This window comes from Streptomyces odontomachi, assembly GCF_024435355.1.
Classification (GTDB): Bacteria; Actinomycetota; Actinomycetes; order Streptomycetales; family Streptomycetaceae; genus Streptomyces; species Streptomyces odontomachi.
In genome coordinates, this window is the sequence record NZ_JAMJWG010000010.1 from 118,230 (window position 1) to 142,180 (window position 23,951).

Below are 23,951 nucleotides of genomic sequence, written 5' to 3' on the forward strand. Positions count from 1 at the left end.
CGTGGCCGGCCCCGAAGTGATCGCGGGGCCGTTGCGATACGGCCATTTCCGGGGCTGACGGGCTGCGGTCAGTCACCTCGCGGGGGACCGGGCCTCCTGGTATGGATGCCGTATGACACCAGAGGTACGAGTGCTGGACGCGTCCGAGTGGGATGTGTGGTACGCCACACTTGAGCGGGCGTTCGGCGGTGTGGAGGAGTCGCCGGAGGATCGCGCCCTGTGGAACGACCTCACGGAGTACGAGCGCTCGCTGGGTGCCTGGGACGGCAGCGAATGCGTGGGTACGGCGGGCGCGTTCTCGTTCCGTGTGGTGGTGCCGGGCGGTGCGGTGCTGCCCGCGGCCGGGGTCACCATGGTCAGCGTCGCCGCCACCCACCGACGGCGCGGTCTGCTGACGACGCTGATGCGGCGGCAACTCGACGACGTGCACGCCCGCGGCGAGGCGCTGGCGGTGCTGACGGCGTCCGAGCCGGCCATTTACGGCAGGTTCGGCTATGCCGTCGGGACGCTGGCGCTGAGCCTGGAGATCGACACCCAGCGGGTGCGGGTGACGGTGCCCGAGAGCGCCGGTGACGTGCGGCTGCGGTTCGCCGCGCCGGTCGCTGCGGGTGCGGTGTGCGAGGCCGTGTACGAGCGGGTGGTGACCCGGCGGCCGGGGATGCTGCGGCGGGAGCCGGGCTCCGGGTGGCAGCGGCTGCCGCTGCTCGATTCGCCGACCGAACGGCAGGGCGGCTCGCCCTTGCAGTGCGTGCTCGCCGAGCGGGCGGGCGAGGTCGTGGGCTACGCCCGGTTCCACAACAAGCCGTCCTGGGACCGGTCCGGGCCCACCGGAACGATCCTCCTGCGTGACCTGGAGGCGCTGGACCCGGGTGCGTACGCGGCGCTGTGGCGGTTCCTCTGCGAGATCGACCTGACGACGTCCGTGGTGGCGCGGTCCCGTCCGGTGGACGATCCCGTGCAGCATCTGGTGTCCGACATCCGGCGCTGCCGGGCCCAGGTGCGCGACGGGCTCCATGTGCGTCTGGTGGACGTGGGCGCCGCTCTCCAGGCGCGTGCGTACCAGGCGCCCCTGGATGTCGTCCTGGAGGTGGCGGACGACTTCTGCCCCTGGAACGCGGGTCGTTGGCGGCTGACCGCCGAGACCGGCAAGGACGTGTGCTGCGAGCGCACCTCGGACGCGGCGGACCTGGCGCTGTCGGTGACCGAGTTGGGCGCGGCCTACCTCGGCGGCAGCACGCTGATGTCGCTGGCCGGCGCCGGCCGGGTGCGGGAGTTGCGCGGGGGTGCGCTCGCGGAGGCGTCGACGGCGTTCGGCGCCGGTGTGGCGCCCTGGCTGCCCTACGGCTTCTAGGCCCTGTCGTCAAACTCCCGTCTGCCCGGCGACGCCATGCAGCCCTTCGGGCAACGACGGGAGTTTGACGACGGGACCCAGGGCGCCCGGGCGGGGCCGCGGCGGACGCGTCAGCGGGTCTGGCAGCCGGGGCACCAGAAGAGGTTGCGGGCGGCGAGGCCGGCGGTGCGGATCTCCGTGCCGCAGAGGTGGCAGGGCAGGTTCGCCCGGCGGTACACGTACACCTCGCCCCCGTGATCGTCGACGCGGGGCGCGCGGCCCATCGCCTCGGGGGTGTGCTCGGGGCGCACCGTGTCGATGCGGTTGGTGCGCACGCCCTCGCGCATCAGGGCCACCAGGTCCGCCCAGAGGGCGTCCCACTCGGCGCGGGTGAGGTCCCGGCCGGTGCGGTAGGGGTCGATACCGTGCCGGAAGAGCACCTCGGCCCGGTAGACGTTGCCGACGCCGGCGATCACCTTCTGGTCCATGAGCAGGGCGGCAACGCTGGTACGGCTGCGGGATATCCGCCGCCAGGCCCGATCGGCGCCGTCGCCCTCGACGTCGTCGGCGCGCAGCGGGTCGGGGCCGAGCCGGTCGTGCACGGCCTCCTTCTCGGCGTCGGTGACCAACGCGCAGGTCGCCGGGCCGCGCAGGTCCGCGTAGGCGTCCCGGCCGACGAGCCGCAGCCGTACGGTGTCGGTGGGCGGCGGTACGGGGTGGGTGCCGAAGCCGACCTTGCCGAAGAGCCCCAGGTGGATGTGGACCCAGTGGGCGGCCGGGGCGGACGCGCCGAAGCCCAGGAAGAGGTGCTTGCCGTGCGCCTGGGCATCGGTCAGCACGGTGCCGTCGAGCAGTGCGGCGGCGTCGGAGAACTTGCCCTGGGGACTGGTCACGCCCACGGGATGGTCGAGGAAGCGTTCGCTGTGGTCGGCCGCCAGCCGATGGATCGTGTGCCCTTCGGGCACGGCCCGACCTCCTCGTTCCCTTGTCCCGACTGTCTCTGCTTGTCTCCACGACGTCCCGGGTGGCGCCTCCAGGACGCCCCGGTGCGCCGCCGAGAAGGGGGCACCGAGGCGGGGCGCTACGGCTGTGGCAGCGGCGGCAGGTCGCCGGTGGTCTCGTAGGCGGAGAGCATCGCGATACGGCGGGCGTGCCGCTCGCCGCCGGAGAACGGGGTGCTCAGGAAGATCTCGACGAACTTGGTGGCCTCGTCGGCGCTGTGCATGCGGGCGCCGACGGCGATCACGTTGGCGTTGTTGTGCTCGCGGCCGAGCGCCGCGGTCTGCTCGTTCCAGGCGAGCGCGGCACGCACGCCCTTGACCTTGTTCGCCGCGATCTGCTCGCCGTTGCCCGAGCCGCCGATCACGATGCCCAGCGCCTCGGGGTCGCCGGCCGCGCCCTCGGCGGCGCGCAGGCAGAACGGGGGGTAGTCGTCGTCGGCGTCGTACACGGCGGGGCCGCAGTCGACGGGCTCGTGGCCCTGGGCCGTCAGCCACTCGACGAGGTGGTTCTTCAGTTCGTAGCCGGCATGATCGGAGCCGAGGTACACGCGCATGGCGTCGAGTGTGGCATGCCGCCGGCGCGCCGGGGCCCGAGGGTGGCCGGCGGACGCCTGCACGTGTCGTTCGGACCTGCGGCGACACGCCCGTCCCGGCCACGACGTCGTACAACGCTCCGGATTCATTTCTTCCGATCTTCCGCATCCGTACGAAGGCATACTGATACGAAGCGAGATGACCTGAGACGTAATGAGATGTACTGGGATGTCGGGTGGCATGTCGCGATGAGGGCGCTACCGGACGACCCGCGAGCCGACCCCCTCTGACGGCCGATGACCTGGCGGACTGATGACCCAAGGAGCCCCCATGCCCTCGCGGCCGTCTCCTGCGCACCCGGACACCGGCCCGGGAGACCATCGGACACCCACGGAGGCAGGGGGTGGCGACGCTCTGCGGCCGGGGCTCCGGAGCCGCCATCTGTCCATGATCGCCATCGGTGGGGTGATCGGGGCCGGCCTGTTCGTCGGGTCCAGCGCCGGCATCACCGCCGCGGGGCCCGCGATCCTCGTCTCGTACGCGCTGGTCGGCACGATGGTCGTGCTCGTGATGCGGATGCTGGGCGAGATGGCCGCGGCACAGCCGGCGTCCGGCTCCTTCTCGGAGTACGCCGACCGGGCGCTGGGCCACTGGGCGGGGTTCTCGATCGGCTGGCTCTACTGGTTCTTCTGGGTCGTGGTGCTGGCGGTGGAGGCGACCGCGGGTGCCGTGATCCTCAACGGCTGGCTGCCCGCGATCCCGCAGTGGGGTTTCGCGCTGGCCGTGATGAGCCTGCTCACCGTCTCGAACCTGGCCTCGGTGCGCTCGTACGGCGAGTTCGAGTTCTGGTTCGCCGGGATCAAGGTGGTGGCGATCGTCGCCTTCATCGCGGTCGGCCTGCTGGCCGCCTTCGGGATGCTGCCGGGGGCGCGGCACGGGGGCGCCGGATTCGGCCATCTCACCGACAGCGGCGGCTTCCTGCCGCACGGTCCCGGTTCCGTGCTCACCGGCGCCCTGACCGTGGTCTTCTCCTTCATGGGCAGCGAGATCGTCACCCTTGCGGCCGGTGAGTCGACGCATCCCCAGCGCGCCGTGACCAGGGCGACCAACAGCGTGATCTGGCGGATCGCCGTGTTCTACCTCGGCTCGATCTTCGTCGTGCTGCTGCTTCTGCCCTGGAACGAGGCGTCGATCACCACAGACGGCTCCTACGTGGCCGCCCTGGACTCCATCGGCATCCCGCACGCCGGCCAGGTCATGGACACGATCGTGCTCACGGCGGTGCTGTCCTGCCTCAACTCCGGCCTGTACACGGCGTCCAGGATGGCGTTCTCCCTGGGCAGGCGGGGTGACGCGCCACGGGCGATGGCTCGTACCAGTGCACGGGGCGTGCCACGCGCGGCGATCCTCGGATCGGTGCTCTTCGGGTTCCTCGCGGTGTTCTTCAACTACCGCTGGCCCGACACCGTCTTCGCCTTCCTGCTGAACTCCTCCGGCGCGGTCGCCCTCTTCGTGTGGCTGGTCGTCTGCTGCACCCAGCTGCGGATGCGGGGCATCGTGCTGCGCGAGACGCCGGAACGGCTGGTGGTGCGGATGTGGCTGTTCCCGTATCTGACCTGGGTGACGATCGGCATGATCGTCTTCGTCCTGGCCTACATGCTCACCGACGCCGCAGGCCGCACCCAGGTGCTGCTGTCCCTGCTGGTGGCGGCGCTGGTGGTGACGGTGTCGCTGGCGAAGAGGCGCCGCGGCGACAATGGCCCCGACGCACCCTGAGGCTGCTCGGGGTCAAAGGGCTGCGGGCACCCGCGCCCCCCAAAGGGGCGCGGGGAACTGCGCAACCAGCCACGACGAAGCCGGCAGCCCGCCACCGCCCCAAGGGGGCACCCCGGACCGCTCCGACCACCGGGCCCGCGCCCAACCGCGAACGCGGCACGCGGCACGCGGCACGCGGCACGCGGCACGCGGCACGCGGCACGCGGCACGCGCCCGACCGCACCCCAGGACGGGGCGCCAAAGGCGCCCCGTCACCGGCGGGCGAGTCGCCAGGCTCCCGGCAGCGCACCCATCGCGAGGACGGCCTTCACCGCGTCCCCGATGAGGAACGGGGTGAGCCCGGCGGCAACGGCCTGGGTGGCCGACATCCCGGTGGCCACCGCCAGGTACGGCACGCCGACCGCGTAGATCACCACGGACCCCGCCACCATCGTGCCGGCGGTGCGCAGCACCGAGCGGTCCCCGCCGCGCCGCGCCAGCGCACCGGTCAGCCCGGCGGCGAGCAGCATGCCCAGCACATAGCCGAAGGACGCACCGCCCGGCCCGGCCTGGCCGCCTGCGAACCACGGCATTCCGGCCATCCCGACGAGCGCGTACACGGCGAGGGAGAGCAGGCCCCGGCCGGGGCCCAGCGCGGTGCCGACCAGCAGGGCAGCGAAGGTCTGTCCGGTCACCGGCACCGGTGAACCGGGCACGGGCACCGCGAGCTGTGCGGCGAGGCCGGTCAGCGCCGCACCGCCGACGACGAGCACGGCGTCACGCGCACGGGCGCGCGCACCGGACGACGCGGGCAGCAGGTCGGCGAGGACCTCACCGGGACGGTAGGAGACGGCAGCGGTACTCATCGGGGCTCCGCGGGGTCGAAGTCGAACGGGACAGGGTCCTGATCAGGGTCGGGCGAGGCGGCACCCACCGCAATCACGATCATGATCATGATCACGGACAGATCGGGACAGCGTGACGTTATCCCAGGTACCGGGCGCGGCTCACCGTCAGTCGGTCACAAGTACGAACCGCACGCTTGGTGTCTTCCGCACAAGGACGGCACTCCAAGACCGCTGACGGCGTGATGCTCATCACAGGCGGTTCGCGTTCGCGTGTGTATCCCTGGGCGCAGCCCTCGGGACGCAGCTCGAACCCCTTGGGCGGCAGGGAAGTTCGCGGTGGTAAAGCAGGAGAAAGACGATTCCGGCGCCCGAGCCGGAGCGTCTGGAGATCACCCCTCCCCCGTTCCGGTACGGCGCCGAGCCGCTAACGTCGATCGTCCGACGCCGCAGCGGGCCCGGGCCGTCCGAGCGCGCGCGGCCGGCCGGTGCTGCCGTCAGGGCCGGCGCCCGGCCCAGCCGTCGGACCCCGCTGTCGGCCCCGTCCGCTCCCACCACGGCCCGGACGCCGTAGCACCGCACCACCACGGGACCGGGGCCCGCCCGAACCCGTCAAAAGATCACAATCAAAAGATCACACCCCCGATCGCGACCCCTCATCACCCCCCCAACCACAACCCCCCACCGACACACCACCGAAAGCGCACACCATGGACCAACAGGGACCAGACAGGTCCGCGCCCGAGACCACCGGATCCACTCGGGCCAGCGCGGCCGTCGCGGACGCCACCACCCCTCCCGGCGCCCCCGCCACGACCTCACTCACCGCCGGGAGCGAGCCGCTCTCGACCGGCCTCAAACAGCGCCACCTCACGATGCTGGGCCTGGGCGGCGTCATCGGCGCCGGGCTCTTCGTCGGATCCGGCGCCGGTATCACCGTCGCCGGGCCCGGCATCATCGTGTCGTACCTGATCGCGGGGATCCTCGCGATGCTGGTGATGCGGATGCTGGGCGAGATGTCGGCGGCGCTGCCCGCCTCGGGCTCGTTCTCCGTGCATGCCGAGCGCGCGCTCGGCCGCTGGGCCGGCTTCACGGCCGGCTGGCTGTACTGGTTCATGCTGGTCGTGGTGCTCGCCGTGGAGGCGACCGGGGCCGCGCAGATCTCGCACGGCTGGGCGCCTTCGGTGCCGCAGTGGGCCTGGGTGCTGATCTTCATGGTGGTCTTCACCGTGACCAACCTGGCGGCGGTGCGGAACTTCGGCGAGTTCGAGTTCTGGTTCGCCGCGCTGAAGGTCACCGCGATCGTGCTGTTCCTGGCGCTCGGCGTGCTGGCGATCTTCGGGCTGCTGCCGGACACCCACGCGGTCGCGCTCGACAACCTCACCGGTGCCAAGGGCGGCTTCCTGCCCGCCGGCTGGGACGGGGTGCTCTCCGGCGTGCTCGCCGTCGTCTTCGCCTTCGGCGGCCTGGAGGTCGTCACCATCGCGGCCGCGGAGTCCGACGACCCGGCCCGCTCGGTGTCGCGCGCGGTGCGCAGCGCGGTGGTCCGGATCGTCTTCTTCTACGTCGGCTCGATGCTGGTCATCGTCACGGTGCTGCCGTGGACCGCGCAGCAGGCCGGGATCAGCCCGTACGTCACCGTGCTCGACTCGATCGGGGTGCCGTCCGCGGCCCAGATCATGAACATCGTCGTCTTCGTGGCGCTGCTGTCCGCGCTCAACGCCAACCTCTACGGTTCCTCGCGGATGATCTTCTCGCTCGCCCAGCGGGGCGAGGCACCGAAGGGCCTGCTCAAGGTCTCCGGTGGGCTTCCGGTCCCCGGCCTGGCCGCCGCGGACGGCGCCGCCAAGGGCGCCCAGGACGGCGCCACCGGTTCCGGCGCTTCGGGCACTTCCGGCACTTCCGGCGGCTCGGGCGGCGCCGGCACGGGTGGCGTGCCGCGTCGGGCGGTGCTCGCCTCCGTGGCGTTCGGCTTCGTCTCGGTGCTGCTCAATCTGGAGTGGCCGGACACCGTCTTCCTCAAGATGCTCAACGCGGTCGGGGCCGTGCTGCTCTACGTGTGGGCCCTGATCGCGATCTCGCAGCTACGGCTGCGGCGCCGGCTGGAGCAGGAGGCCCCCGAGCGGCTGGTCCTGAAGATGTGGGCGTTCCCGTGGCTGACCTGGGCGACGCTGGCGCTGATGGCCGCGGTGCTCGGGCTGATGCTGAACGACTCGACGGCGCGGCCCCAGGTCCTGTGGTCCACGTATGCGCTCGTGATCGTGCTGGTCGGCGCGGGCCTGCGGGAGCTGCGGGCGCGCCGGTCGGGCGAGGCGCGCTCCCGTTGAGCCACCCAGCCACCCGGCCGCTCTGCCGCGGCTGCCCTGCCTGCGGCGGACGCAGGGATCGCTCCTGACCCACCCCTGAGCCCCGAGCCCTGAGCCCTGAAATCAGCCGGACATGCCGAAGGCCCCCGCGGTGATACGACATCCGCGGGGGCCTTCGGCAGGTCGGAGACGCAGGGGTCGAGAGGCCGGGCTCAGTCGAAGATGGGCCCGACCGTCCTCGTCCGCTTGATCTCGTAGAAGCCGGGGATGGAGGCGACCATCAGGGTGCCGTCCCAGAGTTGGGCCGCCGCCTCGCCCTTGGGAGCCGGCGTGACGACCGGTCCGAAGAAGGCGACCTCTTCGCCGTCCGGACCCGGCACCGCGATCACGGGGGTGCCGACCTCCTGGCCGACCTTGTCGATGCCCACCTTGTGCGAGGCGCGCAGCTGGGTGTCGTACTCGTCGGAGTCGGCGTAGTCCGCGAGGGAGGCCGGCAGCTCGGCGTCCTCCAGGGCGCCCAGGATCGCCTCCCGTGTGGGGCCCTCGCCGCGGTTGTGGAACCGCGTGCCGAGCGCGGTGTACAGCCGGCCGAGCACCTCCGGACCGTGCTGCTCCTGGGCTGCGATCACCACCCGAACGGGGCCCCAGGCCTGCTTCATGCCCTCCCGGTACTGCTCCGGCAGCGTGTCCAGCTTGGGCTCGTTGAGCACGGCCAGGCTCATCACGTGCCAGGTGACCTCGATGTCCCGCACCTTCTCCACCTCCAACACCCAGCGGGAGGTCATCCAGGCCCAGGGGCACAGCGGATCGAACCAGAAGTCGACGGGCGTCTTCTTCGCTGACGTGGCTGCCATGTCTCTCCTCAAGAATGCGCAAGACTCACAAGGCTCATATTCAGCCGTACGGTCCTGTACTCGCCTGTACTCGACCACGCCGCTGATCATGCAGGTGGTGAGGGTCGCGTCAGACCGTCGCTCGCGGTGGACGCCGCAAGGGCCGTCCCCCTCCACAGAACACCACTGGTCATCCGTGCCATTCCCAACTGTGCGGGAGAAGCCCCGCATGGCAGGATCAGAGCCGTCCACGCGCGTAACGCGCCACGTGCCGCACCCAGCGGTGCGCCATCCGTCGATGATCACACAAGGAGGGCCGCTCGTGCCCGGTGAGAACCTCTCCCGTGACGAGGCCAGGGAGCGGGCGGCGCTGCTGTCCGTGGACGCGTACGAGGTCGCGCTGGACCTGCGCTCGGCTGGGGACACCTCCCAGGCCCGCAAGACTCCCCCACTGCCTGAAGGGCGTGGGAGGCACCCCCAGGGGAAGGACGAAGCACCAGGCGGGGACGAGGACGCGCGTACCTTCCGCTCGGTCACCACGATCAGGTTCCGCTGCGCCGAGCCGGGCGCCACCTCGTTCGCCGACCTGATCGCACCGAGCGTCACCGCCGTGTCGCTGAACGGCCGGGACCTCGACCCCAGGGCCGTGTTCGATGGCTCCCGGATCGCCCTGGAGGACCTCGCGGCCGACAACGAGCTGGTGGTGGACGCGCAGTGCGCCTACAGCCGCACCGGCGAAGGCATGCACCGGTTCGTCGACCCGGAGGACGACGAGGTCTACCTCTACACCCAGTACGAACCCGCCGACGCCCGCCGCGTCTTCGCCAACTTCGAGCAGCCGGACCTCAAGGCGCCGTTCCGCTTCGAGGTGCGGGCGCCGGAGGGCTGGACGGTGTGGAGCAACGGTGCCGGTGAGCTGGTCGACTCCGTGTGGCGGTTCGCCGAGACCAAGCCGATCTCCACGTACATCACCACCGTCGTCGCCGGCCCGTACCACTACGTGACGGACTCCTACACGCGCACGCTGGACGACGGCAGCACCCTGGAGGTCCCGCTCGGCGCGGGCTGCCGCAAGAGCCTGGCGCGGCACTTCGACGCGGACGACATCTTCCTCGTCACCAAGCAGGGCCTGGACTTCTTCCACGACCACGTCGACTACCCGTACCCGTTCGGCAAGTACGACCAGTTCTTCGTGCCCGAGTACAACCTGGGCGCCATGGAGAACCCGGGCTGCCTGACGTTCCGCGAGCAGTCGTTCATCTTCCGCGGCCGGGTGACCCAGACCTCGTACGAGCACCGGAGCGAAGTGGTGCTGCACGAGATGGCCCACATGTGGTTCGGGAACCTGGTCACCATGCAGTGGTGGGACGACCTGTGGCTCAAGGAGTCCTTCGCCGACTTCATGGGCTACTTCTCGCTGGTGGGGGGCACCCGCTACACGGACGGCTGGATCACGTTCGCGAACCGGCGCAAGGTGTGGGCGTACCGCGCCGACCAGCTGCCGTCCACCCACCCCATCACCGCCGACATCCATGACCTCCAGGACGCCAAGCTCAACTTCGACGGGATCACCTACGCCAAGGGTGCCTCGGTCCTGAAGCAGCTGGTGGCCTACGCCGGGCAGGACGCCTTCCTGGAGGGCGCCCGGCGCTACTTCAAGCGGCACGCCTACGGCAACACCCGGCTCGAGGACCTGCTGGCGGTGCTGGAGGAGACGTCCGGGCGCGACATGCGGGCCTGGTCGCGGCTGTGGTTGCAGACCCCGGGGCTGGTGTCGTTGACCCCGCAGGTGGTGCTGGACGCGACGGGTCGGATCGGTGAGCTGGCCGTCGTCCAGGAGGCTCCCGAGGCGCATCCCACGCTGCGCCCGCACCGGGTGGTGATCGGACTGTACCGGCGCGCGGACGTGGACGGCGTCGAGCCGAACGCGCTGGTGCGCTACGCGAGCGCCGAGATCGATGTGGACGGCGCGCGCACCGTCGTCCCCGAGCTGGCCGGCGCCGACGCGCCGGAGCTGATCATCGTCAACGACGACGACCTGACGTACGCCAAGATCCGCTTCGACGAGACCTCGCTGGCCACCCTGCGCGACGGCCTCGGCGACATCCTGGAGCCGCTGCCGCGCGCACTGTGCTGGTCGGCGCTGTGGAACATGACCCGGGACGCGCAGCTGCCCGCACGGGAATTCATCGACCTGGTGCTGCGGTTCGCCAACCGGGAGGACCACATCGGCATGCTCCAGATGGTGCACTCCTGGGCGCACAGCGCCCTGGTGCACTACGTGGCGCCCGACTGGCGCGAGGAGGCCGGCCGGCTGCTGGCGCAGGGCGCGCTGGCCGAGCTGCGGCAGGCCGCGCCCGGCAGCGAGCAGCAGCTGGTGTGGGCGCGGTTCTTCGCCTCGGTGGCCGGCGAGAAGACCGAACTCGACGTGTTGCAGGGCCTGCTGGACGGCGGCGTCGTCATCGACGGACTCGACGTCGACCAGGAGCTGCGCTGGGCGTTCCTCCACCCGCTGGCGGTACACGGCATCGCCGACGAGGGCGTGCTCACCGCCGAACTGGCCCGGGACGACACCGCGTCCGGCAAGCTGCACCAGGTGCGGTGCCTGGCGGCGCGGCCGTCCGCCGACGTCAAGGCGGCCGCCTGGCAGTCCGTGGTCGAGTCCCGTGCGCTGTCGAACGCGATGGTCGGCACGGTGATCTCCGGTTTCGCGCCGGCGTCGCAGCAGGAGCTGGTCGCGCCGTACGCGAGCCAGTACTTCGAGGTGATCGAACGGGTGTGGCGGGAGCGGTCCATCCAGATCGGGATGGACGTCGTCCGGGGACTCTTCCCGATGCTCCAGGGTCAGGAGGGCCTCGAGATGGCCGACACCTGGCTGGAGTCACACCGGGATGCGCCGCCGGCGCTTCGACGACTGGTCCTCGAAGCGCGGGATGATCTGGGGCGGGCGTTGCGGGGGCAGTCCTGCGATGCCAGGGCGGACTAGGGGGTCCGTCCGCCCTGGCCGGGGGGGTGCCGGGGGCGCTTTGGCCGGGGTGCCCCCCGGGGGGTCTTTGGCCGGGGGAGTCCCCGGGGGCGCCTTGGCCGGGGGCGCCCGGGGCTAGTCTCGGGCGGGGCGCCCGGGGTTCCAACGGGGCTTCTCGGCAGGCTCGGGCTTCGCCCGTAGCCCGGTGGGTTCGGGCTTCGCCCGGGGATGGTGCCAGGCCGGTGGCCTGGATCGGTCGGGGGCGACCCTCTTGGACGGTGGCGATCTGCGCGATCGTCGTGGCTTGTCGCGCAGTTCCCCGCGCCCCTTCACTCCGGGGGCGTTGCCCCGTCGCGCCCGTGCGGCGGAGCCGCACATCAATATCGACCCGTGCCCCTTCACGTGCGCGGCGTCGCCCCCGCCACGCCCGCGCGGCCGAGCCGCCCACCATCACAGCCCGCGCCGCTTCACGCCCGCGGCGTTGCCCCTCCCCGTCGCGCGGCAAAGCCGCACGTGGACACAGGCCCCGCCCCTTCTCATGAGCGGCGTCACGCCCACGGCAATGCCCCCGCCACGCCCCCACGACGGAGCCGCACATCAAACCGGCACCCCGCCCCTTCTCGCCCACGGCATCACCTCTCCCGCGCCCCGCGGCAAGACCGCACACGAACCCAACCCCGTAAGCCTTCTCATGCTCGGCGTCACGCCCGCCGCACCCCGCGACAGAGCCACACACCAATACCGGCCCGCGCCCCTTCACGCCCCACGGCAATGCCCCCGCCACGCCCCCACGACGGAGCCGCACACCAATCCGCCCCCGCCCCTTCACGCCCGCGGCGTCACCTCTCCCGCGCGCCTTCACGCCCCACGGCAATGCCCCCGTCGCGCCCGCGCTGCAAGGCCGCGCACCATCACAGCCCGCGCCTCTTCACGCCCGAGGCGTCGGTCCTCCCCCGCCCCCGCGACGAGAGCCGCACACGAACCACAGCCCCGTGGGTCGCATCTCATTCGGGGGCCGCCGGTCCTGGCGCGGTGGGTGGTCTGTGGGGTGGGTTGTGGGAGGCGTATGGGTGTGCCGGGAACGTTAGTTTGGTGGGTTCTGTGGGTCTTGTCCGTGTTTGTCGACGGGTTTGTAACAAGGGTTCAAGGGGGGCGGGCGGGTGGGGACATTGGCGGGCATGAGCCACAACACTCCGGTTTCTCCCCGGCCCTTGAGTCATCTCAGTCAGGTGCAGCGGCGTGTGATGAACGCGGCGCAGTTGCGGGCGCACGGCGTCGCCGCTGCCGTGGCGCGTGAGCGGTGTCGGCCCGGTGGGGGCTGGCAGCAGGTGTTGCCGGGGGTGTTTCTGCTGCACCCGGCGCCGCCCGGCGCGGAGGAGCGGGTGCACGCGGCGCTCCTGTACGCGGCCCGCCCGCCGGCGCCCGGTGCCGACGGCGATGCATCGTATGGCGGGAGTGGCGATGCGATGGTCACGGGTCTTGCGGCGCTCGCCCTGCGCGGGTTCGCGTCGGTGCCCGCGCTGTCCGCGTTGGAGCGGATCGACGTGCTCGTGCCGCGCACCCGGCGGTTGCGGTCGGTCTCCTTCGCGCGGGTGCTGCGCGGGGCACGGCTGCCGGATCCTGAGCTGGTCCACGGCGTGGCGGTGGCCCCGGTGCCGCGTGCGGTGGCGGACGCGGTGGCCTGGCTCACCGACGCCGGCACGGTCCACGGCATCCTGGCGGAGGTGCTGTGCGGCGGGCACGGCGATCCGGCCGCCGTGATGGCGGAGCTGTGCCGGGGGCGGCTGCTGGACGCCCCCGTGATCGCCGAAGCCGTCGCGTCCCTGGTCGACGGTGACCGGAGGCTGGCGGAGGGGCTGTTGCACCGGATGGTGCACGACCACCGGCTCCCCGAGCCGCTCTGGAACGTCGACCTGCGCCTGCCCGGCGGCCCGCACCTGGGCCCCGTCGACGCCTACTGGCCCGAGCACGCGGTCGCCCTGGAGCTCGACACGCGAGCACCGCGCGCCGACGTCCGCCCCTGGGCGGAGGACACCCTGTGGTCCGACTCCGCGCACCGGCCCGACCACCTGACCCGTCTGGGCATCACGGTCGTCCAGCTCTCCCCGCAGGCCCTGTGCAGATCCCCGCAGGACCAGGCCACCCTGGTCCGGGCCGCCCTGATGGTCGCGGCCGACCTCGAACCGGCGGCGTACGTACGGGTCCTGCCCCGGTGACCGGGGGCCCTCACGGCTTGGCGAGGAGCAGTTCCACGTTGCGGTCCGCCGCGCTGCCCGCGAGGTCAAGACGCCGTCCGGGCGCATTGGCGCCCAGCTCCCGGTAGAGCGCCGCGAGCCCGGTCTGGGACAGGTCGGCGACGTCGGTGCGGTGCGGCGCGGCCGACTCCACGAGGGTGCTGAGCACCGACAGCGTGCCGTCCCGGTTGTCGACCAGCTCCACGACGCGCGCCAGCTGCGGATCGTCGACGTGCGAGGCGGTGGTGATCTCCCAGAACGTGCCGTGCGGGGTGATCGTGTTGCGGTGGCTGTGCCCGTTGACCCAGGCCAGCACGTGGGGATGGGCGCGCAGCATCTCGACGAGTTCGGCGCCGCCGTGCCGGTCCTCGTCCGGCCGGCCCGGGTCGGGCCGCCGGTTGTCCAGCGTCGTGCTGGTGTGGTGGCTGAAGACGAGGACGTAGGTGTCCCGGTGGTCGGCGAGGATCCTCTTCAGCCAGCTCAGCTGCGCGGTGCCGAGGGATCCCTCGTAGGAGCCGCCGGGGTCGGTGGTGTCCAGGCTGATGCCGAGCACGTCGTCGGCGATGCGGAACGTGTAGTACTGGGTGCCGGCGGCCACGTTGTCGGCGGTGTAGCCGTGGCCGACGGGACCGAGGCCCTGGTGAGCGGGGTCGAGGTGGGCCGTCAGGTACTGCTCGACGGAGTAGGGGGCGCGGGAGTCGTCGGGGGTGATGGTCCGCATGTGCCGTCGTGCGCCGCGTAGCACGCGTTCGAGGTGCGCGCCGGTGGGATCGGTGTGCTGGTAGATGCCCTCGTAGACGGCCGTGGTCTCGGCTCCGGGCAACGTGATCAGCTTGCGGTCGCCGACCGCGAAGTCCCGCAGGTAGGCGCTGGTGGCGCCGTAGCAGCCGCCGGCCAGGCTGTCGTGGTTGCCCACCGTCGCGTACCAGGGCAGGTTCAGGCCCGGGCTGTGCAGGCCGCGGACGGCGGCGTCGAGGAAGCCCGGGATGTGCGGGTAGCCGAGTTGTTTGTCGGTGTCGCGCAGGGTGGCGTCCTCGGGGTGCCAGTAGAGGGCGGCGCCGGAATCCTGCACGCCCTCGTAGCGGTGCGGGTCGCCGGTGTTGGGGGTGAGGGCGCCGCCGCTCATGACGGTGAGGAACCAGTCCAGCTCGCAGCGCGCGTTGTTGTCGGTGTTGTCGCCGGTGGTCATCACGAACTGGAGCGGGGCACCGGTGACGGGCGCACCGCGCAGCGCGTTGACCCGCTCCACCAGCGAGACGGCGCCGGCGACGGTCAGCGCCTCGTGCGGCCGCCAGCCGTTCGGCTCGCGTGATCGCAGGTACTCGAAGCGCAGCGGATGCTGGACGTCCGCCAGGTGCAGGTCGGTGAACTGCACGAACGCGGCCAGCGTGGTCCGCCGCCCGGACCGCCCGGCGTGCGGCGCCGCGAGTTCGGCGCGCACCACGCGCTGCCAGCCGGGGCCGTCGCCGAGTCGCCGGAAGCCGCCGGAGCCACGGGGCGCGGCCACGGTCTCCAGGGTGGTGCCGGCCTGGTAGGGCGCGAGCGGTGGGGGCGGGGCCTCGCGGGACATGGCGATGGGGGGCGTGGCCCCGGCTGCCTCGCCGCCGGAGGCGCCGACGGCGTAGCCGATGCCCGCGGTCAGGGCGGCGGTGCCGGCGGCGGTCAGGAGGGTACGGCGGTCCACTGCCTTGGTGACGGTGGTGGCGGCGGATGCGGCGGATGCGGTGGCGGATGCGGCGACAGAGCGTAGGCGCGGCATGGGCGCTTCTCTCCCCGAGTGCGAGCGCGTCGTCTTCAGGGCGCGGACGGCTCGGGGTGGCGAACCTCCGCTCTACGAGATGCTCGGCACCTGGGATGAGCTGCACGTGAACGCGACGGCAACGGGCAACGCCGATCGCCCGACGTGGATCACGGCCACGCCGATCGGCCACGGAGCCCTCGTTCCCCGGAGGGCGAGCGGTTACGGGGAGTTCACTTTTCGGGGTAGGTGAGCGCGGTGCCGCGGTCAGCGGTCGCGGTCAGCGGTCGCGGTCGGGCGTGCTGCGGCCGGCGGAGAGGGGGCGGCCGTCGGCCGGCCGGTCGCGCCACAGCGCGAGACCGGAGTCGACCAGTTCCACCCGGTCCAGCGCCGCCACCTCGTCCAGCGGGTACCAGGCGGCGAGGTCCGTGGAGCCGTTGGTCTCGTGGCGCAGGGTGCCGCCGGTGATCAATCCCTCGTAGACGAGGCGCAGCCCATGGAAGTCGGCGGTCACTCCGAGTGGCCGGGGGTAGCGGCGCAGCACCGAGTCGACGCCGAGCAGGACGGTGGGCCGGGCGGTGTACCCGGTCTCCTCCTCGACCTCGCGGATCACGGTGTCGTAGGGGTCCTCGCCGTGGTCCATGCCGCCGCCCGGCAGCGTCCAGCGCTTCTCGTCACCCTGCCGGCTGACCCAGCGGACCAGCAGCACCTGCCCGTCCCGTACGCATACGGCATAGGCGGCGACTCTGAGTTCTTTCCGCATCTGCATGCGCAGACAGTAGGCGGGCGACGGTGGCGACGCACGGCCCCCGGGAACGGGCCCTGGGAACGGGAGGCCCGCGCGGACGGCTCTCACGCGCACCCGCCGTGATGTTTCCCACCTGGCGGTCCGTCCCACCTGGCGGACAATTGATTGGACAGCACGACGTCGGAGATACGCATCATGGGGCCCGCACCGGACCGGGGCCAGGATGACAGCCAGGACAGCTAGCCAAGGAGAGTACTCGTGAGGGTCGGAATCGTCGGAGCGACCGGTCAGGTCGGCACAGTCATGCGCAGAATCCTCGACGAGCGGGACTTCCCCCTGGACGAGCTGCGCCTGTTCGCCTCGGCGCGGTCCGCCGGCACGGCACTCGACTGGAAGGGCACCCCGGTGACGGTGGAGGACGCCGCCACCGCCGACTACACGGGCCTGGACATCGTCCTGTTCTCCGCGGGCGGCGCGACGTCGAAGGCGCTGGCCGAGCGGGTCGCCGCGCAGGGCGCCGTGGTGATCGACAACTCCTCCGCCTGGCGCCGCCACCCCGAGGTCCCGCTGGTGGTCTCCGAGGTGAACCCGCACGCCGCGGCCGACCGCCCGAAGGGCATCATCGCCAACCCGAACTGCACCACGATGGCCGCCATGCCGGCGCTCAAGCCGCTGCACGTCGAGGCGGGCCTGGAAGCCCTGGTCGTCGCCACCTACCAGGCCGTGTCCGGGTCCGGTCTGGCAGGCGTGGCCGAGCTGCACGCCCAGGCGCAGAAGGTGGTCGACGAGGCGGACCGCCTCACGCACGACGGTGCGGCGGTGGACTTCCCCGAGCCGGGCGTCTACAAGCGGCCCATCGCCTTCAACGTGCTGCCGTTCGCGGGCAACCTCGTCGACGACGGCCTCGGCGAGACCGACGAGGAACAGAAGCTGCGCAACGAGTCCCGCAAGATCCTGGAGATCCCCGACCTGAGGGTCTCCGGCACCTGCGTGCGCGTACCCGTCTTCACCGGCCACTCCCTCCAGGTGCACGCACGCTTCGCCCGTCCGCTGAGCGTGGCCCGCGCCCAGGAGCTGCTGGCCGCCGCCCCCGGCGTGGTGCTCTCCGACATCCCGACCCCGCTCCAGGCCGCCGGCCAGGACCCCACCTACGTGGGCCGGATCCGCGCGGACGAGACGGTGGAGAACGGCCTGGCGCTGTTCGTCTCCGGCGACAACCTCCGCAAGGGCGCCGCGCTCAACGCGGTGCAGATCGCGGAGCTGGTGGCCGCGGAGTAGGACGCGGGCGCACGAGCGTGCCCATAACCGCGCATGAGCGGCCCATAACCGCCCATGGGCGGCCGATAAACGGCCCATGAGTGGGCGCATCAGTACGAAGAAGTAGTACGGCGTACTACGCCGTACGTGTGGCACGTGCCGGGCACTCGACACACCGAGTGCCCGGCACCGCCGTTCACTCGTCCGTTCACTCGTCCGCTCCGCCTCGTGGCTGTTCACTCGTCCGCTCCGCCTCGTGAGCGTGTCCACGGACCGCCCCGGCGCCCTGCGCTGGATGCTCCTGCCCACCCCCGGCGCACCGGGGGGATTACTCGATCGAGTGGCCATGACCGGCATGGAAGACTGTGCCCCAAGCGTCATGGCCCCCTGGGCAACGAGGACCAAGGAGAGGAAAGCGAGTGCCTGGCACCAATCTGACCCGCGACGAGGCACGGCAGCGGGCACAGCTGCTCACCGTTCACTCGTACGAGATCGACCTCGACCTCTCCGGCGCGCAGGACGTACAGGATGGCGGTACCTTCCCGTCCCGGACCACGGTGCGCTTCGACTGCGCCGAGGAGGGCGCGGAGAGCTTCATCGACCTGGTCGCGCCCACCGTCCACGAGATCGTCCTGAACGGCCGGTCGCTCGACCCGGCGACCGCCTTCGTCGACTCCCGCATCGCCCTGCCGGGCCTGGCGGCCGGTGCCAACGAGCTGACGGTCGTCGCCGACTGCGCGTACACGAACACCGGGGAAGGGCTGCACCGCTTCGTCGACCCGGTCGACCAGCAGACGTACCTGTACTCGCAGTTCGAGGTGCCCTACGCCCGCCAGGTGTTCGCCAGCTTCGAGCAGCCGGACCTCAAGGCCACGTTCCAGTTCACGGTGCGGGCACCGCGTGACTGGGTGGTGGTCTCCAACTCCTCGACCCCCGAGCCGCAGGACCGCGGGGACGGCTCCGGCGTCGTGTGGGCCTTCACACCGACGCCGCGCATCTCCTCGTACATCACCGCGGTGGTCGCCGGTCCGTACCACTCGGTGCACAGCGTCTACGAGCGGGGCGAGCAGCGCGTGCCGCTCGGCATCTACTGCCGGCCCTCACTCGTCGAGTACCTGGACGCGGACGCGATCTTCGACGTGACCCGGCAGGGCTTCGACTTCTTCCAGGAGAAGTTCGACTACCCGTACCCGTTCGAGAAGTACGACCAGCTCTTCGTGCCGGAGTTCAACGCGGGCGCGATGGAGAACGCGGGCGCGGTCACCATCCGCGACCAGTACATCTTCCGCTCGAAGGTGACGGACGCGGCCTACGAGATGCGGGCCACGACGATCGTGCACGAGCTGGCCCACATGTGGTTCGGCGACCTGGTCACCATGGAGTGGTGGAACGACCTGTGGCTGAACGAGTCGTTCGCCACCTTCGCCGAGACCACCTGCCTGGCCGACGCGCCCGGTTCGCGCTGGCCGCACATCTGGACGACCTTCGCGAACCAGATGAAGACCTGGGCCTACCGCCAGGACCAGCTGCCGTCCACGCACCCGATCATGGCCGAGATCGGCGATCTCGACGATGTGCTGGTGAACTTCGACGGCATCACCTACGCCAAGGGCGCGAGCGTCCTCAAGCAACTCGTCGCGTACGTCGGCAAGGACGCGTTCTTCAGCGGTGTGCAGGCGTACTTCAAGCAGCACGCGTACGGCAACACCCGGCTGGCCGATCTGCTCGGCGCCCTGGAGGAGGCCTCCGGGCGGGACCTGAAGACCTGGTCGAAGCTGTGGCTGGAGACCGCCGGCATCAACATCCTGCGGCCCGAGATCGAGACCGACGACCAGGGCGTCATCACGTCCTTCGCGGTCCGCCAGGACGCCCCGCCGCTGCCGCCCGGAGCCCAGGGCACGGCGGTACTGCGCCCGCACCGCATCGCGATCGGCCTGTACGACCTCCAGGACGACGGCGCGGACGGCAGCCGGCTGGTGCGCACCGAGCGGGTGGAGCTGGACGTCGACGGCGAGCTGACCGACGTGCCGCAGCTGCACGGCAAGCGGCGCCCCGCCGTGGTGCTGCTCAACGACGACGACCTGTCCTACGCGAAGATCCGCCTCGACGCCGAGTCGCTGCGCACCGTCGTCGACCACCTCAGCGACTTCGAGTCGTCGCTGGCGCGTGCGCTGTGCTGGGCCTCGGCGTGGGACATGACGCGTGACGCGGAGCTGCCCACCCGGGCCTACCTGGACCTGGTGCTCTCCGGCGTCGCCCGGGAGTCCGACATCGGCGTCGTCCAGTCGCTGCACCGCCAGGTGAAGCTGGCGCTCGACCTGTACGCGGACCCGACCTGGCGTGAGGCGGGCCTGACCCGCTGGACGGAGGCGACGCTCGCGCACCTGCGGGCCGCCGAGCCGGCCAGCGACCACCAGCTGGCCTGGGCACGCGCCTTCGCGGCGACGGCCCGCACCCCCGAGCAGCTGGATCTGCTCGAGGCCCTACTCGAAGGCACCCAGACCATCGAGGGTCTGGCTGTCGACACCGAGCTGCGCTGGGCGTTCGTCGAGCGACTCGCGGCGGTCGGACGCTACGACGAGGCGGAGATCATCGCCGAGTACGAGCGCGACCGCACCGCGGCGGGCGAGCGGCACGCCGCGACGGCACGGGCGGCGCGGCCGACCCCCGAGGCGAAGGCGGAGGCCTGGGAGTCGGTCGTCGAATCCGACAAGCTGCCGAACGCCGTCCAGGAGGCGGTGATCATCGGCTTCGTCCAGACGGACCAGCGCGAGCTGCTCGCCCCGTACGCGGAGAAGTACTTCGCCGTGGTCAAGGACGCCTGGAACGCCCGGTCCCACGAAGTCGCTCAGAACATCGCCCGAGGTCTGTACCCCTCGATCCAGGTGGCGGAGGAGACCCTGGCGGCGACCGATGCGTGGTTCGCGTCCGCGGAGCCGAGTGCGTCGTTGCGGCGCGTGGTGTCGGAGGCACGCGCCGGGGTGGAGCGGGCACTTCGCGCCCAGACGGCGGACCGTTAACGGCCCACCGAAGCGCTCCGGTTCAACAGCGCCCCCTTCGGGGCGCGCCCCGCGTCTGGGGTGCGCCCCGCATCTCGGGTGCGCCCCGCATCTCGGGTGCGCCCGGGCCACGCCTGGGGTGCGCCCGTCGGGGCGCGGGGAACTGCGCGAGCAACCACCCACCCGCCCGGTGGCCCGGACACGACCGAAACAGCCCCCTCAGCACGGTGACCACCCAACGGTCTCATCGTGGCTTGTCGCGCAGTTCCCCGCGCCCCCATTACCGCCGCCAAGCGCCCCCGGAGAGCACGAAGTGCCCAACAAGGGGCGCGGGGAACTGCGCGAGCAACCACCCACCAGCCGGTGGCCCTGACACGACCGAAACAGCCCCCTCGGCACGGTGACCACCCAACGGTCTCATCGTGGCTTGTCGCGCAGTTCCCCGCGCCCCTTCGGGGGCGCCGTGGTGCACGCCCCCGGAAAGGTCACGGAATCCGTGTGGCCTGCGTGGTCTGCGTGGCCGTCCACTGGGTCACCGCGGCCGTGACCGCCCCCCGCGCAGGGGTCTCCGCGGCCCACGCGACGTAGCCGTCGGGGCGTACCAGCACCGTGGTGCGGCGGCCGGTCGCCCAGTGGGTGGGGGTCACCTGGGCGGCGAGTTCGCCGAAGTCCGCGTCGGGCGGGGTGACCAGCACGAACCGGCCGTCGCGTAGCGCCTCGTAGAGTCGTCCGCCGCCGGTGAGCGGCACGTCCGGCATCCGCTTGCCGGTGAGCGGGTGGGCGCCGCGCGGGGCCCGGTAGGCGTAGCCGATGCCGGTGACCTGGCCGATCGCCTTGGCACGCGCCGGCGGTACGGCGTTCAGGAAGGCGGCGAGCGCGGCGCGTGCCGCCAGCGTCCAGGGGCGCTTGGCCATCGCGAGCCGCACCAGGCCCCCGCTGCTGCGCAGCACGGCCCTGCCGACCGGGTGCCGCTCCGCCTGGTAGCTGTCCAGGAGCCGCTCGGATGCCCGCCCGCCGAGCACGGCCGCCAGCTTCCAGCTGAGGTTGGCGGCGTCCTGGAGTCCGGTGTTCATGCCCTGGCCGCCCGCGGGGGTGTGCACGTGCGCTGCGTCCCCGGCGAGGAAGACCCGTCCCACCCGGTACTCGGGCGCCTGCCGCTCGTCGCTGTGGAAGCGCGACACCCAACGCGCGTCGTGCATGCCGTAGTCGTCACCGAGGGCCAACCGGGTGATCTCCTTGATCTCGTCCAGCTCCAGAGGCGCGGAGTCGGGCACGTCGTGTGCGCGGTGCCAGCCGATCAGGCGGTAGTAGCCGTCGGCGAAGGGGGCCAGGAAGGCGAAGGCGTCACCCTTGGCGTTCACGGTGAGCAGGGACTCGGGCGGCCGGGCGAGCCGCACGTCCGCCAGGACCACCGAGCGGATCACCGACTTGCCGGGGAAGGGCAGCCCGACGGCGTGCCGCACCGCACTGTGCAGGCCGTCCGTGCCCACGACGTAGGCGGCGCGCTGCGTCCGCTCCTGCCCGTCGGGCCCGCGTACCTGGAGGGTGACCCCGTCGGCGTCCTGGGTGAGCCCAGTGACCTCGGTGTGGTGGACGAAGCGCACCCCGGCGGCGACGGCGCGCCGCTCCAACTCCGCCTCCACCTCGTACTGCGGCAGCACCAGCACGAAGTTGTAGCGGGACGGCAGGGTGTCCAGTCGCATGGACAGCCTCGTGAACAGGCGCAGGCTGTCCAGGGGCTGCCCCTTGGCGACCAGTTCGTCGGCGATGCTTCCGGACGGGCCCGACACGGTGTCGGCCACGCCGTCGGCGGCCACGGCGGTGCGAGAGTCGAGCTGCTCCAGCGTGCGGGCGTGCAGGACCATCGCCCGGGAGAGGTTGCTGATGCCCGGCGCACGCTTCTCCACGAGGGTGACGGGCACGCCGGCCGCGGCCAGGTCTCCGGCGAGCAGCAGCCCGGTGGGACCGGCGCCTACGACGATCACGGAGCGGTCGGCGCCGCCCCCGTCCGGCGCTCCCCCACCGTGCGCCCCATGCTGCTGCGCGCCGCCCACCCCGGTCGCGCCGGCGCCGCCGGTCGCGTTCCCCGTGTCCGTCGCGTTCTCCGTGCCCGTCGTGCCGTGCTTGCCGCTCATGACAGCCTCCTGATGCCAACGGCTCTCCCCACGGCGCCGAGGGAGCGGGCGAGGGTCGCCCGTGTCCTGCCGGCAGCGCCGGGAACCAAAGTCAACACGCGTTGGTCAACGCTTGTTGGCTAACGTAGCGCCGACAGCATGGACGAGTCAACACGTGTTGGCATACAGTCGTTGGCATGGTTGATGACGATCTCGGCGTCCGCCCCCGACGCTCCGACGTGACCCGCAGCGCGATCCTCGCCGCGGCCCGCGAACGCTTCGCCGCCGACGGCTACGAACGCGCGACGATCCGGGCGATCGCCCGGGACGCCGGGATCGATCCGTCGATGGTCATGCGCTACTACGGCAACAAGGAGGGCCTTTTCGCCGCAGCCGTCGAGTTCGACCTGCACCTTCCCGACCTGGCCGGGGTCCCGCACGAAGACGTCGGGCAGGTGCTCGTGCGGCACTTCCTCCAGGTGTGGGAGGAGACCGATGTGCTGCCCGCACTGTTGCGGGTCGGCACGACCAACACCCCCGCCGCCGAACGCACCCAGGAGATCTTCAAGCTGCAACTGCTGCCGGTGGCCCGCACGGTCGGCCCCGACCCGGCCGAGGCACCGGTGCGTGCCGCACTGTGCGCGTCGCAGATCCTGGGGATGGCGCTGACCCGGTACGTTCTACGCTTCCCACCCGCGGAAGCGATGAGCCACGACGAGGTCGTGGCCTGGCTGGCCCCCACCGTCCAGCGTTACCTGACGGCTCCGAGGCCGTGAGGCCGTGAGGCCGTGAGGCCGTGAGGCCGTGAGGCCGTGAGGCCGTGAGGCCGTGAGGCCGTGAGGCCGTGAGGCCGTGAGGCCGTGAGGCCGTGAGGCCGTGAGGCCGTGAGGCCGTGTCGCTGCTTTGCCGTACCCGTTCGGCCACGGGAAGTGTCCCTGGGACGGGCACGACAACCGGGGCCACCGGCGGATGCCGGGGCCCCGGAGGAAGAACTGTCGTGTCAGCCCTGCTTCTGCTGCTTCTGGCCTCTGTTGTGTCCGAGCGTCACCAGCCCCGCGATGACCAAGAAGATCGCCAGCGGGATCAGCACGTAGAGGCCCAGCGTCTGGGCTACCGACAGACCGGAGCCCGGATCGTCGCCGTCGTCGCGGGTGAGCGCGAGAACGGGGGACGTCATGAGCAGCGTCATCAGCGTCGTGCCGGCCGCCAGGGCGCCGGCACGCAGGGCCGGCCGATGGCGCCGGGCCTGCTGGGCGTTTCTCTTCTCCACCCTGCAAACGTAGCGAACGCCC

16 protein-coding genes are annotated in these 23,951 nt (G+C 71.8%); 8 read left to right on the forward strand and 8 right to left on the reverse strand.

The window, feature by feature from the left end; genetic code table 11:
* The first annotated feature begins 112 nt into the window (after positions 1-112).
* Complete coding sequence (locus NQO67_RS21540; RefSeq protein ID WP_255951738.1) at positions 113-1,351, forward strand: GNAT family N-acetyltransferase; 1,239 nt, start codon at positions 113-115, stop codon at positions 1,349-1,351.
* 110 nt (positions 1,352-1,461) lie between these two features.
* On the opposite strand, the gene NQO67_RS21545 is transcribed toward NQO67_RS21540, so the two are convergent.
* Both NQO67_RS21545 and NQO67_RS21550 read right to left on the reverse strand, forming a co-directional pair.
* Positions 1,462-2,295 carry an Fpg/Nei family DNA glycosylase gene (locus tag NQO67_RS21545; RefSeq protein WP_255951739.1) on the reverse strand — a complete coding sequence of 278 codons (834 nt, stop codon included), beginning with the start codon at positions 2,293-2,295 and terminating at the stop codon, positions 1,462-1,464.
* 116 nt (positions 2,296-2,411) lie between these two features.
* A complete protein-coding gene (locus NQO67_RS21550; protein ID WP_255951740.1) occupies positions 2,412-2,885 on the reverse strand; it encodes a ribose-5-phosphate isomerase in 474 nt (157 codons plus the stop codon).
* A gap of 310 nt (positions 2,886-3,195) precedes the next feature.
* On the opposite strand from NQO67_RS21550, the gene NQO67_RS21555 reads away from it, so the two are divergent.
* A complete protein-coding gene (locus NQO67_RS21555) occupies positions 3,196-4,641 on the forward strand; it encodes an amino acid permease (protein WP_255951741.1) in 1,446 nt (481 codons plus the stop codon).
* A gap of 251 nt (positions 4,642-4,892) precedes the next feature.
* Here the strand turns inward: NQO67_RS21555 and NQO67_RS21560 are convergent, their stop codons facing one another.
* Complete coding sequence (locus NQO67_RS21560; protein ID WP_255951742.1) at positions 4,893-5,486, reverse strand: biotin transporter BioY; 594 nt, start codon at positions 5,484-5,486, stop codon at positions 4,893-4,895.
* A 689-nt stretch (positions 5,487-6,175) separates the two neighbouring features.
* Between NQO67_RS21560 and NQO67_RS21565 the strand changes: the two genes are divergently transcribed.
* On the forward strand, positions 6,176-7,792 hold the full coding sequence (locus tag NQO67_RS21565) for an amino acid permease (RefSeq protein WP_374119045.1): 1,617 nt from the start codon (positions 6,176-6,178) through the stop codon (positions 7,790-7,792).
* 191 nt (positions 7,793-7,983) lie between these two features.
* Here the strand turns inward: NQO67_RS21565 and NQO67_RS21570 are convergent, their stop codons facing one another.
* Positions 7,984-8,625, reverse strand: coding sequence for a mycothiol-dependent nitroreductase Rv2466c family protein (locus NQO67_RS21570; RefSeq protein WP_255951743.1), 642 nt, complete (start codon positions 8,623-8,625; stop codon positions 7,984-7,986).
* 301 nt (positions 8,626-8,926) lie between these two features.
* Here NQO67_RS21570 and pepN (NQO67_RS21575) point away from each other — a divergent pair, with 301 nt between their 5' ends.
* Together pepN (NQO67_RS21575) and NQO67_RS21580 are read left to right on the forward strand one after the other, a co-directional pair.
* The gene (pepN, locus tag NQO67_RS21575) at positions 8,927-11,590 is read left to right on the forward strand and encodes an aminopeptidase N (RefSeq protein WP_255951744.1); all 2,664 of its coding nucleotides are present in this window, start codon (positions 8,927-8,929) and stop codon (positions 11,588-11,590) included.
* Between the two features lie 1,190 nt (positions 11,591-12,780).
* Positions 12,781-13,785 (forward strand): hypothetical protein, encoded by a 1,005-nt coding sequence (locus NQO67_RS21580; protein WP_308295684.1) that lies wholly within the window; start codon positions 12,781-12,783, stop codon positions 13,783-13,785.
* A 10-nt stretch (positions 13,786-13,795) separates the two neighbouring features.
* Here the strand turns inward: NQO67_RS21580 and NQO67_RS21585 are convergent, their stop codons facing one another.
* The gene (locus NQO67_RS21585) at positions 13,796-15,562 is read right to left on the reverse strand and encodes a TIGR03767 family metallophosphoesterase (protein WP_255951746.1); all 1,767 of its coding nucleotides are present in this window, start codon (positions 15,560-15,562) and stop codon (positions 13,796-13,798) included.
* A 259-nt stretch (positions 15,563-15,821) separates the two neighbouring features.
* Positions 15,822-16,304, reverse strand: coding sequence for an NUDIX hydrolase (locus tag NQO67_RS21590; RefSeq protein ID WP_255951902.1), 483 nt, complete (start codon positions 16,302-16,304; stop codon positions 15,822-15,824).
* 243 nt (positions 16,305-16,547) lie between these two features.
* On the opposite strand from NQO67_RS21590, the gene NQO67_RS21595 reads away from it, so the two are divergent.
* A complete protein-coding gene (locus NQO67_RS21595; protein ID WP_255951747.1) occupies positions 16,548-17,567 on the forward strand; it encodes an aspartate-semialdehyde dehydrogenase in 1,020 nt (339 codons plus the stop codon).
* A gap of 398 nt (positions 17,568-17,965) precedes the next feature.
* Positions 17,966-20,566: an aminopeptidase N gene (pepN, locus tag NQO67_RS21600; RefSeq protein WP_255951748.1), complete on the forward strand. Its 2,601-nt coding sequence runs from the start codon at positions 17,966-17,968 to the stop codon at positions 20,564-20,566.
* A gap of 464 nt (positions 20,567-21,030) precedes the next feature.
* Here pepN (NQO67_RS21600) and NQO67_RS21605 read toward each other — a convergent pair whose 3' ends face one another.
* Entirely contained in the window at positions 21,031-22,680 is a 1,650-nt protein-coding gene (locus NQO67_RS21605; protein WP_255951749.1) for an FAD-dependent monooxygenase, read from the reverse strand.
* Positions 22,681-22,856: 176 nt separating this feature from the next.
* Between NQO67_RS21605 and NQO67_RS21610 the strand changes: the two genes are divergently transcribed.
* Entirely contained in the window at positions 22,857-23,435 is a 579-nt protein-coding gene (locus NQO67_RS21610; RefSeq protein WP_255951750.1) for a TetR/AcrR family transcriptional regulator, read from the forward strand.
* Positions 23,436-23,659: 224 nt separating this feature from the next.
* Here the strand turns inward: NQO67_RS21610 and NQO67_RS21615 are convergent, their stop codons facing one another.
* The gene (locus NQO67_RS21615) at positions 23,660-23,848 is read right to left on the reverse strand and encodes a hypothetical protein (RefSeq protein ID WP_255951903.1); all 189 of its coding nucleotides are present in this window, start codon (positions 23,846-23,848) and stop codon (positions 23,660-23,662) included.
* Positions 23,849-23,951: the final 103 nt, after the last annotated feature.